This is a genomic window from Promicromonospora sukumoe (assembly GCF_014137995.1).
Taxonomy (GTDB): Bacteria; Actinomycetota; Actinomycetes; order Actinomycetales; family Cellulomonadaceae; genus Promicromonospora; species Promicromonospora sukumoe.
This window is the reverse complement of sequence record NZ_JACGWV010000003.1, coordinates 741,470-752,586: the sequence shown is the minus strand read 5'-3', so window position 1 is coordinate 752,586 and position 11,117 is coordinate 741,470. Positions and strand designations below refer to the sequence as shown.

The window sequence follows — 11,117 nt, the reverse complement described above, 5'->3', positions numbered from 1 at the left end:
CCCTCCTCCATGAGTAGTTGACATGTGAACTATATGGCGAGATGATTCACGTGTCAATCAAATGAGCACCCTGAAGGGGCTGGTCACGGTGGATGTCTCGCAGATCGAGTTCGGTATCGACAGCTTCGGCGACCTGCCGCGCAACGCGGACGGCGACCTCGTCTCGCACGCGGAGGCGATCCGGGCCGTCGTCGCCGAGGCGGTCCTGGCGGATCAGGTGGGCATCGACGTCATCGCGCTGGGCGAGCACCACCGCCCCGAGTACGCGATCTCCACCCCGGAGACGGTCCTCGCCGGCATCGCCACGGCGACGAAGCGCATCAAGCTCGCGTCGGGCGTGACGGTGCTGTCGTCGGACGACCCGGTCCGGGTCTTCCAGCGGTTCGCGACCGTCGACGCGCTCTCGAACGGACGCGCCGAGGTGATCCTCGGGCGCGGCTCCTTCACCGAGTCGTTCCCGCTGTTCGGGTACGACCTGAAGGACTACGACACCCTGTTCGAGGAGAAGATCGACCTCTTCAGCCACCTCCTCGACGAGAAGCCGGTCACCTGGGAGGGCACGATGCGCGCGTCCCTCCAGAACGCCGACGTCTTCCCGAAGACCGAGTCCGGGCGGCTCAAGACCTGGGTGGGCGTGGGCGGGACGCCGCAGTCGGTGCTCCGCACCGCCTACTACGGGTTCGGTCTGATGCTCGCGATCATCGGCGGGCCGCCCGACCGGTTCGCGCAGTACGTGGAGTTGTACCGGCGGGCGCACGAGAAGCTCGGCACCACGCCGCAGCCGGTCGGCATGCACTCCCCGGGCTTCGTCGCCGCCACGGACGAGGAGGCGAAGGAGCTGTTCTACCCCGGCTACCGCGAGATCCGCGACCGCATCGGCGCCCTGCGCGGCTGGCCTCCCCTGCGCAAGGACGAGTTCGACGCCGACGTGGAGCAGGGCTCCCTGTACGTCGGGTCGGTCGAGACGGTCGCGCGCAAGATGGCGCGGGCGATCCGCGTCCTGGATGTCGGCCGGTTCGACATGATCTACTCCTCGGCCGGCGCGGTGTCGGCCGACGCGCGGCTGCGCTCGGTCGAGCTGTACGGCACCGAGGTCATCCCGCGGGTGCGCGAGCTGCTCGCCGAGCAGCCGAGCACGGTCGGGACGTTGTGATGGCTCCAGCCGGCACGACGATCGGCATTCTCGGGGCCGGCAAGGTCGGCACCGTCCTGGCGCGGCTGGCCGTCGCCGCCGGCTACCGCGTGCTGATCTCGGGGTCGGGCGATCCCGAGAAGATCGCGCTGACCATCGAGGTGCTCACCCCCGGCGCGACGGCGGTGTGGCCCGCCGAGGCCGCGGCGGCCGACGTCGTCGTCCTGGCGCTCCCGCTCGGCAAGCACGACGGGCTGCCGGTCGCGGAACTGGAGGGCAGGCTCGTCGTCGACGCCATGAACCACTGGTGGGAGGTCGACGGCCCGCGCGACGGGATCGTCCCGCGCGACCTCTCGTCGAGCGAGTTCGTGGCGCGGCTCCTGCCGGGCGCGCGGGTCGTGAAGGCCTTCAACCACATGGGCTATCACGACCTGGAGGACGGTTCCCGCCCCGCGGGCGCCGTCGGGCGCAAGGCCATCGCGCTCGCCGGGGACTCCCCCGACGACCTCTCGGTCGTTGCCGGCGTGATCGACGCGCTCGGGTTCGACCCGCTCGTGATTGGTGACCTCGAGGCGGGCGCCCGGCTGGAGCCCGGCACCCCGGCGTTCGGCGCGAACGTCGGCCTGGACGAACTGCGTACGCTCACGGATACCCCCGCAACAACGACCGTTCTGGAGGCCTCATGAAGGACAGGACCGGTGCCCCCGTCACCGTCACGCTGAACACGGGTGGTCCGATCGGCGCGTACGCCGTGCAGGTCGACGACGGGCCCGTGGTCGGTCGGGCCGACTTCGTGGACGGGGCCGCGGGTGGTTCCGGGGACGACGGCGCCGCCGGAGGCGGCGGTGCCGGCGAGGCCGGCGGCGACCGGGTCTTCTTCCACACCGAGGTCGACGAGGAGTACGGCGGGCGCGGCCTCGCGGGCATCCTGGTGCGCGAGGCCCTCGCCGACAGCATCCGCAAGAACATCGTCGTCGTCCCGGTGTGCCCGCTGTTCGCGGCGCACCTGGAGAAGCACGGCGACGAGTACGTGGCGGCGGGCGGCGTGTTCCGGCAGCCCGCCAGGGACGACATCGCACAGGTCACCCAGGCCGTGAAGGAGCAGCGCGCGGCGGCGAGGGAGGCTCGCCGGGCGAACCGGGCGAGCGAGTGAGGGAGGCGGCGATGAGCGACGTCTCCGCGGACACGGTCGAGTCCCGCCCGGACGAGGCTTCGCCGTCGGCCCTTGAACCGACGGGCCCGCGCGTCCGCGCGTCGGGCCGGGTCAGTGCGAACGCCGACGACGGCCGCTGGGCCCGCCGGCGCGCACCGCGCCGGGCCGCAGCGCACTGGAGCGCCGAGGCGCGCGAGGTGCGGGCGCTCGACCGCCTGCGCGCGCAGGAGCCCGTGCGTGACCAGGCGCTGCTGCCGCTGCGGTACGCCCGCATGGCGTCGTCGCCGTGGGCGTACCTGCGCGGCGCTGCCGCCGTCATGGCGGCCGATCTCGCGGCGGCGCCGCACTCGGGGCTGACCGTGCAGATGTGCGGTGACGCGCACGTGCTCAACTTCGGGCTGTGGGCCTCCCCGGAGCGTCAGTTCCTGTTCGACGTGCGCGACTTCGACGAGACGCTGCCGGGCCCCTTCGAGTGGGACCTGAAGCGGCTCGCGACCAGCATCAACGTGCTCGCCGGTACGGAGCGGCTCGGCGACGCGTGCGCCCAGGACGCGGCAGCGGCTGCGGTGGCGGGGTACCGCGACGCGATGCGGCGCTATGCCGAGATGGGCGAGCTGGACGTCTGGTACGACCGGATCACCTCCGACGTGCCGCTCCGCGACCTCACGTCGGAGTTCGCGGAGGCGGCCGCCCGCACGATCGAGAAGCAGGCGCGGAAGCGCACGCACCACGGCGTCGCGCAGCGGCTCGTCTCCGAGCAGGACGGCGTGCGCCGCATCACCCTCGACCCGATGAAGCGCGTCGACGAGGGCATGAGCCACGAGGAGCGCATCCGCGCCTACGAGCAGGTGTACGACACGTACCTCGCGTCGATCCCCGCGCACCTGCGGCGGCTCGTCGAGCGGTTCACGCGGGTCGACTCGGTACGGCAGATCGTCGGCGTGGGCAGCGTCGGCATGCGCGTCTGGCTGCACCTGCTGGAGGGCGACAGCGGTCAGCAGCCGGTGTTCTCGCAGATCAAGCAGGCGACGGCGTCGGTGTACGAGGAGTTCCTCGGCCCGAGCGAGTTCGAGAACCACGGCGAGCGTGTCGTCGTCGGGCAGCGCCTGATGCAGTCGGCGAGCGACATCTTCCTGGGCTACACGCGCGTCGACGGCACGGACTACTACGTGCGCCAGTACCGCGACATGAAGATCATCCCGAGCGGCACCGAGATCGCGGGGTACCTGCCCCAGTTCGCCGCGGTGTGCGGGCACGCGCTGGCCAAGTCGCACGCGCGCAGCGGTGACCCCGAGGCCATCGCCGCGTACATCGGCAAGGGCGAGGCGTTCGCGGCCGGCATCCTCGGCTACGCCCGGGCGTACGCGGCCCAGACAAGTGCGGACCACGCGGACCTGGTCGCGGCTGTTGCCGACGGCGAGGTGGAGGCGGCCGAGCGGGGCTGGTAGGTGCCCTGCGCCTCGGCTACGGCTGAGGCGCGGGCTCCGCGACCGGAAGCTGCTCGACGAACGCGTGCTCGCGGGCGTGCGGGATCACGATGCCGAGCTCCTGGCCGTCGGCCGTGACGGCCTCCCAGACGGGAGTACCCGGGTCCAGGAAGAAGAGGTCGGTCTTGTTGCGCGGGCGGGACTCGCGGCTGCGCAGGGTCAGGGCCAGCGGCTCGCCCGCTGGCTTGACCCACACCAGACGGCCGGACTCGTCGGCGCTGACCTTGGCCTTGACCCACTTCTTCTGCCGCGCCAGCCCGGGAACCTTCCCGGAGCGCGCCCAGACGACGATCTCCACGGTTCCCGAGCCTGCGCGCCTCGCCGCCTGCCGCCTGAAGATCCACTGCGTCACGACACCGGCGAGAGCGATCATGAGAACGATGATGACAACGCCGACGATTTCGTCAGACACAGTGGTTCCTTGTCGTGGATGTGGGTGTGGATGTCGCGGGCCAGCACTGGCCTGGAGGACCATAAGGGGTCGACAGGCATGACGATCACCAGATCGGCCGTCTAGCGGGCCTTCCCCCAGAAGATCACCCGCATCAGCCGCTGCGCCCGTGGACCGTCCCGCCCTCCAAGGAGCGCTAGCCTCACCCCGTGACCCTCTTCATCGACCCGCCGGCCTGGCCCGCGCACGGGACGCTCTTCTCCCACCTGGTCTCGGACGGGTCGCTGCAGGAGCTCCGCCTCTTCGCCCGCGCGGCCGGCGTGCCCGACCGCGCGCTCGACCTCGACCACTACGACGTCCCTGCCGAGCGGTACGACGACCTCGTGGCAGCGGGCGCGGTGCCCGTCGACGGCGGCAACCTGGCCCGGCGGCTGGCCGGCTCCGGTCTGCGCGTCTCGGGCGCCGAGCGGAACCGCGCCAAGCGCGCCGCGCTCCTGACCGGCTGGGACACGCTATGGGCCGACCCGATCGCGGCTCGCGGCGCTGGCGAGGACCTGGTCGACCGCTGGCGCGAGCCGCACCGGGTCTACCACACGACGTTCCACCTGGCGGCGGCCCTGGACGCGTTCGACGTCGTCGCGGGCGAGAGCGGCGTCGCCGAGCGCGAGCTCTGGCGCGCGCGCCTCGCGCTCTGGTTCCACGACGCGGTGCACGACGGCGTGGCGCAGCAGGACGAGGAGCGGTCCGCGGAGCTCGTCGGGGAGCTGCTCGGGCCGCTCTCCGGGGCCGGCGTCACCAGCGAGGACATCGACGAGACGGCACGCCTCGTCATGGTCACCGCCGATCACGACCCGGCGCCCGACGACGTCGTCGGCGGCCTGGTCAGCGACGCCGACCTGGCCGTGCTGGGCGGCAGCCCCGTCGTCTACACGCGGTACACGCACCAGGTCAGGGCCGAGTACTGCGACGTGCCCGACCCGCTGTTCCGCGCCGGCCGCTCCGAGGTGCTCCGCACCCTCCTGTCCGGCGGCCCCCTGTTCCGCACCGCCGCGGGCACCACTCGCTGGCAGACGGCGGCCGAGTCCAACCTCCGCACAGAACTGACCCTGCTGACCCCCTGACCGTTCTGCTGCGGGAGGGCGGATCAGGGTGGTCGGCAGAATGTCAGGTGATCGGTAGTCCGGGGTGCCGACCACCTGACATTCTGCCGACCACTCACCAACAGGCGAAGCCAACCCGCGCCAGCACCCCCGCCGGACCAGGTACCGTTCCCGTCGTGACTCCCCTCAAGGTCGCCGCGATCGTCGCGGGCGTGCTCGCCGTCGCCTTCACCGTCCCCGTCGTCGCCGTCCAGGCCACCGGGAACGCCCGGGTCCGCGGCGACGCCAGCGAGATCGAGAAGGCCGACGCCGTCATCGTGCTCGGCGCCGGCCTCCGCACCGACGGCACGCCGTCGACCTACCTGCGCCGCCGCGTCGAGGGCGGCGCCGAGCTGTACCGCGCCGGCGTCGCGCCCACGGTGATCCTGAGCGGCGACGCCCACGACAACCCCGACGGCACCCGCTACGACGAGCCCGGCTCGATGCGCGCCTGGCTCCTGGACAACGACCTCGGCGTCCCCGACGACGCGATCGTGCTGGACCGCGAGGGCTTCAACACCACGGCCACCTGCCGCCGCGCGTACGACCTGTACGACGTCCGCACCGCCGTCGTCGTCACGCAGGACTACCACCTGCGCCGCACCCTCTACTCCTGTGTGGAGGCCGGGCTCGACGCCGTCGGCGTCGGCGTCAGCGCCGCCAGCGCCCGGCCGGCGCAGTGGGCCTGGTGGCATGTGCGCGAGCTGCCCGCGAGCTGGAAGGCCGCCGTCCGCTCCGTCGCGCGACGCCGCCCCTCCTGACCTGTCAGACACTCAGCGACGTGTCAGACGTACAGGTCACCCAAGGGACCTGTGGGTCTGACACGTGCGGGACCGTCTGACAGGTCAGCGCTTCTTCGGCGTGACCCACAGGTGGATCGTGCCCTCGACCACCACGGTCCCGTCCGCCAGCACCCCGCGTACCCGCACGGGCAGGTCCTTGTCGTCGCCGTCCCACTGCGCCTGGTCCGTCTCGGCCACGCAGGTGACGTCGCCGGTCGACTTGGCGAGGTAGGACACCTCCATGCCCTTGGGCAGCCAGCGCTTGTCGTCGGGCACGCTGGCCTCGGCGAGCGAGCCCATCGCCATCTCCAGCCCGTTGCAGACGGCGATCGCGTGCACCGTGCCGATGTGGTTGCGGTTGCGCCACCGGTTGGGCACGACCACCTCGCCGTAGTTGGGGCGCATGTCCACCACGCGCGGCGCGATGGTGCCGAAGTACGGCGCCTTGAGGCTGTAGGCCACGCTGAAGATCCGCTTGCCGAGCAGCCCGCCGATCACCGGGAGCGAGTTGGCGGACTTCCAGAAGGCGTGGAGCTGCGTCGTCATGCGGGTGAGCGTACTCGCCCCGGTGACGGCCGTTCACTCCTTCGACGACCGTACGGCCACCGCGCCGGCCTCACGACATGCGCAGCTTGCGCATGACCCCCAGCGCCGTCGTGAGCACCCTGCTCGGGGTGTCCCCGCCCAGGCCGTACAGGTTGTCGAGCGTGGCCCCGATCCGGGTGCCGCGCGACGTGACCACGGTCTGCTGCCGCGTGAGCCCCGTGATCGACGCCGCCCCGTGCCGCCCGCCGAGCCCCGAGGCCTTCCAGCCGCCGATCGGCGCGGAGACGGAGCCCCAGGTCATCGTGTACCCGTCGTTGATCGCGACCGACCCGGTCTCGATGCGCGCGGCCACGCGCCGCGCCCGGGGGACGTCGCGGGACCAGACGGCGGCGTGCAGCCCGTACGGGGTGTCGTTGATGACGGTGACGGCGTCCTCGTCGCAGTCGACCCGCGTGATCGTGACGACCGGCCCGAACGTCTCCTCGCGCGCCACGACGGCCTGCGCCGGGACGTCGTCGAGCACGGTCGGGGCGTAGAAGTAGGGGCCGACGTCGGCACGGTGCACACCGCCGGCGAGCACGCGGGCGCCCCGCGCCAGGGCGTCGTCGACGTGGGCGGTCACCTTGTCGAGCTGCGCGGCGGAGGTGAGCGAGCCGATGTCGGCCGAGTAGTCCAGGGCCGGGCTGAGCCGCAGGTTCCGGACGGCGCGCACGAACTTCGCCACGAACTCGTCCGCGATCGCCTCGTGCACCACGAGCCGTTCGACGGAGACGCACAGCTGGCCCGCGTTCGAGAAGCAGGCCCGAACGATGCCGGGCACGACGGCGTCGACGTCGACGTCCTCCGCCACGTACAGCGCGTTCTTGCCGCCCAGCTCCAGCGTGGCCCCGATGAGCCGCTCGCCGGCGCGGGCCGCGACCTTGCGGCCGGTGGCGGTCGACCCGGTGAACGCGACGTGGTCGACGTGCTCGATCAGCGCCTCCCCCGCGTCGGGCCCGCCGGCGACCACCTGGAACAGACCGGCGGGCAGGCCGGCGTCGTCCAGGGCCTCCGCCGCCCACAGGGCGGTCAGCGTGGTCTGCGGGTCCGGCTTGAGCACCACGGCGTTACCGGCCAGGAGAGCGGGCAGCGCCTCCGAGAGCGCGAGCACCAGCGGGTAGTTCCAGGGCGAGATCGCACCGACGACGCCGACGGGCCGGCGGTGCACCTGCACGCCCGCGAGCAGCGGGACCATGCCCCCGACCCGGCGCGACGCCAGGTAGCGCTCGCCGCGGACGGCGTAGTGGCGGGCGACCTGCGCGATGTCCGCGATCTCCTCGAACGCCGCGCGGCGCGACTTGCCGGTCTCGAGCTGGATCAGGTCGAGCGCCTCGGACTGGCGCTCCAGGACGATCCGGCCGAGCCGCTGGAGCACACCGGCGCGGTCGCGCACCGGGAGCCGCGCCCAGGTGCGTTGGGCGACGCGGGCTCTGACGACACTGGCCGCCACGTCGTCGGCCGAGGAGACCGGGAAGGTCACCAGCGGCGCGCCCGTGAACGGGCACATCGAGCGGTGCGTACCCGACCCCTCGGAGGTCGCGATCCGGGCCACGAGCGGTGCCATCACGCCAGGTTCGAGAACGAAGGTTCCCTGCGGGTGCTCGGGGTCGAGCACCCCGCCGACGGCGCCGCTCGCGGCCGCGTCGGCTGCTGTGTCGTCGATCATGGCGGCCACCCTACGCGCAAAACCCTGCACCACGTATTGATAGATGTGTGAAACTGGCTTTCATAGCGGGTAGCCGCAGGGCTCTGACCTCGCACGGGACCGCCGCAGGTGCTAGTTCGACTCGACCCAGCGGCCGAGCACCGTGCACTCCTGGTCGGCGTAGCCGAGCTCCTGGTAGAACCCCAGCACGTCCGTGTTCGTCGTCCGCACCATGAGCTGGATCTTGCGGGCGCCGCGCGCCACGAGCCACGCCTCGGCCGCGACGACGGCCGCCCGGCCCAGACCCGTGCCCTGCAGCCCGGGTGCGACCGCCACGTAGTACAGCCAGCCGCGGTGCCCGTCGAGCCCGGCCATCGCGGACGCCGCCACCCGGCCGTCAGCCCGCGCCACCAGCACCGTCGAGGTGCTGCCCGCGCGGGCGTCGGCGATGTCGAGGTGCGGGTCGTTCCACGGCCGGGTCAGGCCGCACTCGCGCCACAGCTCAACCACTTGGTCGACGTCGGCGTCCGTGACCTCGACGAACTCGCCGTCGGCCACGGGCGCCGCGGCCAGGACCGGGGCGAGCGGCTCACCGCTGGTCACGGGCGTCACCGAGGCTGGTACGGCGACACGACGACCTCGACCCGCTGGAACTCCTTCAGGTCGGAGTAGCCGGTCGTGGCCATGGCGCGGCGCAGGGCACCCACGAGGTTGAGGGTGCCGTCGGCCTGCTTGCCCGGCCCGAAGAGGATCTCCTCCAGCGTGCCGACCGTGCCCACCTCGACGCGCTCGCCGCGGGGAAGCTGCGGGTGGTGCGCCTCGGGGCCCCAGTGGAAGCCCCTGCCGGGCGCCTCGTCGGCCCGGGCGAGCGCCGCGCCGAGCATGACGGCATCGGCGCCGCAGGCCACGGCCTTGACGATGTCCCCGGAGTGCCCCACGCCGCCGTCGGCGATCACGTGCACGTAGCGGCCGCCCGACTCGTCGAGGTAGTCGCGGCGCGCCGCGGCGACGTCGGCCACCGACGTGGCCATGGGCGCGTGGATGCCGAGGCTGACGCGCGTGGTGTGCGCGGCGCCGCCGCCGAAGCCGACCAGCACGCCCGCGGCGCCCGTGCGCATCAGGTGCAGGGCCGCGGTGTACGTCGAGGCCCCGCCGACGACGACGGGCACGTCGAGCTCGTAGATGAAGCGCTTGAGGTTCAGCGGCTCGGCGTTGCCCGAGACGTGCTCCGCCGAGACCGTGGTGCCGCGGATGACGAACAGGTCGACGCCGGCGTCGACCACCGTCTTGTAGAACTCCTGCGTGCGCTGCGGGGTGAGCGCGCCGGCGACGGTGACGCCCGCGGCCCGGATCTCCTTGAGGCGCTGCGTGATGAGCTCCGGCTTGATCGGCTCGGAGTAGATCTCCTGCATCCGGTGCGTCGCCTCGTCGACCGGCAGGGCCGCGATCTCGGCGAGCAGGGTCTCGGGCGACTCGTAGCGGGTCCACAGGCCCTCGAGGTCGAGCACGCCCAGCCCGCCGAAGCGGCCCAGCGCGACGGCGCTGTCGGGGCTCATCACCGAGTCCATGGGGGCCGCGAGGATCGGCAGGTCGAAGTGGTACGCGTCGATCTGCCAGCCGACCGAGACGTCCTTCGGGTCGCGGGTGCGACGGGACGGCACCACCGCGATGTCGTCGAAGGAATAGGCGCGTCGCCCACGCTTGCCGCGTCCGATCTCGATCTCGTTGCTCACCCGGCAAGCCTACCCATCGCAGCCGACACGGCGCGCAGCGTCTCGTGATGTGCGGGGTGGCACGAACCACAGTGTCAGTGACCGGTGGCAGGGTTCTCCCTGGACGCACCGGGAAACCCGGCCGAGCAGGGAGGACATCATGAACGAGACCTGGATCCAGAGGCCGCTGCTGGGCTTCGACACCGAGACCACAGGGGTCGACGTCACGGGCGACCGCATCGTCACGGCAGCCCTCGTGCTGCGCACGCCCGGAACGGGCACCGAGGTCCGCACCTGGCTGATGGACCCGGGTGTGGAGATCCCGGAGGAGGCCGCCGCGATCCACGGCATCTCCACCGAGCACGCGCGCGCCCACGGCGTGGCGCCGCTGGAGGCGCTGGAGGAGATCGCCGCCGCCCTCGCCGAGCAGCTCGCCGAGGGCGTGCCCGTGGTCGCCTACAACGCAGCCTTCGACCTCTCGCTGCTCGACGCCGAGCTGCAGCGCCACGGGCTCAAGACCCTGCCGCAGCGGCTGGGCCGTGCGGTCGAGCCGGTCGTGGACCCGCTGGTCATCGACCGCTGGCTGGACCGGTACCGGCCCGGCAAGCGGCGCCTCGGCGACCTCTCGCAGTGGTACGGCGTCACCTCCGACGGCGACCTGCACACGGCCGAGGTCGACGTGCTCGCCACGCTCGACGTGCTGGAGGCGCTGGCCCGGCGGTTCCCGCAGCTGGAGCGCATGTCCCTGGCGGACCTGCACCAGCAGCAGATCGGCGCGCACCGCCAGTGGGCCGTCAGCTTCAACGCGTGGCGCCGCGAGCAGGGCCTGACCGGCCCCGACGCGTCCGGCGCGTGGCCGGTGCAGCACGCCTCCGGCGGCTGACCGCAGCGTCGCCGACCCGGCGCAGCCCCGCGGTGACCACCGGGAACGGCCCGAAACGACATGGTTACCAAGGGCAACTGCGCAGAAACGGCGGCGACTCTCCGCGGTGACCTGCGCTCCCTAGCGTCCGGCACGGTGCTGACGGCGGCTCCTGGCCTCCCGACCAGGCTCAGCGGTCCGTCAGACCTGTCGACACGAGGGGTAGGGA

Annotated in this window: 12 protein-coding genes; 7 read left to right on the top strand and 5 right to left on the bottom strand. The window is 72.4% G+C overall.

All coding sequences use genetic code 11. The annotated features are described in order from the left end of the window. Positions 1-61: 61 nt before the first annotated feature. Genes FHX71_RS27435 through FHX71_RS27420 form a run of 4 tightly spaced genes read left to right on the top strand, consistent with a single transcriptional unit; the run spans position 62 to position 3,733 of the window. Positions 62-1,153, top strand: coding sequence for an LLM class flavin-dependent oxidoreductase (locus tag FHX71_RS27435; RefSeq protein ID WP_182620622.1), 1,092 nt, complete (start codon positions 62-64; stop codon positions 1,151-1,153). Further along, positions 1,153-1,818: an NADPH-dependent F420 reductase gene (locus tag FHX71_RS27430; protein WP_182620621.1), complete on the top strand. Its 666-nt coding sequence runs from the start codon at positions 1,153-1,155 to the stop codon at positions 1,816-1,818. Before FHX71_RS27435 ends, FHX71_RS27430 begins: the two co-directional genes overlap by 1 nt. Continuing rightward, positions 1,815-2,285: a GNAT family N-acetyltransferase gene (locus tag FHX71_RS27425; protein WP_182620620.1), complete on the top strand. Its 471-nt coding sequence runs from the start codon at positions 1,815-1,817 to the stop codon at positions 2,283-2,285. Before FHX71_RS27430 ends, FHX71_RS27425 begins: the two co-directional genes overlap by 4 nt. Positions 2,286-2,296: 11 nt before the next feature. Next, positions 2,297-3,733 (top strand): DUF2252 domain-containing protein, encoded by a 1,437-nt coding sequence (locus FHX71_RS27420; protein ID WP_220490493.1) that lies wholly within the window; start codon positions 2,297-2,299, stop codon positions 3,731-3,733. Between the two features lie 16 nt (positions 3,734-3,749). Here FHX71_RS27420 and FHX71_RS27415 read toward each other — a convergent pair whose 3' ends face one another. Continuing rightward, positions 3,750-4,145: a hypothetical protein gene (locus FHX71_RS27415; protein WP_182620619.1), complete on the bottom strand. Its 396-nt coding sequence runs from the start codon at positions 4,143-4,145 to the stop codon at positions 3,750-3,752. A 227-nt stretch (positions 4,146-4,372) separates the two neighbouring features. Between FHX71_RS27415 and FHX71_RS27410 the strand changes: the two genes are divergently transcribed. Beyond that, positions 4,373-5,284 (top strand): DUF4031 domain-containing protein, encoded by a 912-nt coding sequence (locus FHX71_RS27410; protein ID WP_182620618.1) that lies wholly within the window; start codon positions 4,373-4,375, stop codon positions 5,282-5,284. 155 nt (positions 5,285-5,439) lie between these two features. Further along, positions 5,440-6,063: a SanA/YdcF family protein gene (locus tag FHX71_RS27405; protein WP_182620617.1), complete on the top strand. Its 624-nt coding sequence runs from the start codon at positions 5,440-5,442 to the stop codon at positions 6,061-6,063. Positions 6,064-6,147: 84 nt separating this feature from the next. Here the strand turns inward: FHX71_RS27405 and FHX71_RS27400 are convergent, their stop codons facing one another. The 4 genes from FHX71_RS27400 to FHX71_RS27385 form a co-directional block, all read right to left on the bottom strand. Next, the gene (locus tag FHX71_RS27400) at positions 6,148-6,630 is read right to left on the bottom strand and encodes a hotdog fold domain-containing protein (RefSeq protein WP_182620616.1); all 483 of its coding nucleotides are present in this window, start codon (positions 6,628-6,630) and stop codon (positions 6,148-6,150) included. A gap of 70 nt (positions 6,631-6,700) precedes the next feature. Beyond that, positions 6,701-8,335: a succinic semialdehyde dehydrogenase gene (locus FHX71_RS27395; RefSeq protein WP_182620615.1), complete on the bottom strand. Its 1,635-nt coding sequence runs from the start codon at positions 8,333-8,335 to the stop codon at positions 6,701-6,703. A gap of 111 nt (positions 8,336-8,446) precedes the next feature. Beyond that, the gene (locus tag FHX71_RS27390) at positions 8,447-8,917 is read right to left on the bottom strand and encodes a GNAT family acetyltransferase (protein ID WP_312877239.1); all 471 of its coding nucleotides are present in this window, start codon (positions 8,915-8,917) and stop codon (positions 8,447-8,449) included. Between the two features lie 5 nt (positions 8,918-8,922). Beyond that, entirely contained in the window at positions 8,923-10,047 is a 1,125-nt protein-coding gene (locus FHX71_RS27385; RefSeq protein ID WP_182620614.1) for a GuaB3 family IMP dehydrogenase-related protein, read from the bottom strand. 139 nt (positions 10,048-10,186) lie between these two features. On the opposite strand from FHX71_RS27385, the gene FHX71_RS27380 reads away from it, so the two are divergent. Continuing rightward, positions 10,187-10,909, top strand: coding sequence for an exonuclease domain-containing protein (locus FHX71_RS27380; protein ID WP_182620613.1), 723 nt, complete (start codon positions 10,187-10,189; stop codon positions 10,907-10,909). Positions 10,910-11,117 lie beyond the last annotated feature (208 nt).

Coding starts and splice junctions, on each gene's coding strand:
- FHX71_RS27395 (WP_182620615.1), bottom strand. CDS start 8,335: ATGATCGACGACACAGCAGCCGACGCGGCCGCGAGCGGCGCCGTCGGC.
- FHX71_RS27435 (WP_182620622.1), top strand. CDS start 62: ATGAGCACCCTGAAGGGGCTGGTCACGGTGGATGTCTCGCAGATCGAG.
- FHX71_RS27420 (WP_220490493.1), top strand. CDS start 2,297: ATGAGCGACGTCTCCGCGGACACGGTCGAGTCCCGCCCGGACGAGGCT.
- FHX71_RS27415 (WP_182620619.1), bottom strand. CDS start 4,145: ATGATCGCTCTCGCCGGTGTCGTGACGCAGTGGATCTTCAGGCGGCAG.
- FHX71_RS27380 (WP_182620613.1), top strand. CDS start 10,187: ATGAACGAGACCTGGATCCAGAGGCCGCTGCTGGGCTTCGACACCGAG.
- FHX71_RS27400 (WP_182620616.1), bottom strand. CDS start 6,630: ATGACGACGCAGCTCCACGCCTTCTGGAAGTCCGCCAACTCGCTCCCG.
- FHX71_RS27425 (WP_182620620.1), top strand. CDS start 1,815: ATGAAGGACAGGACCGGTGCCCCCGTCACCGTCACGCTGAACACGGGT.
- FHX71_RS27430 (WP_182620621.1), top strand. CDS start 1,153: ATGGCTCCAGCCGGCACGACGATCGGCATTCTCGGGGCCGGCAAGGTC.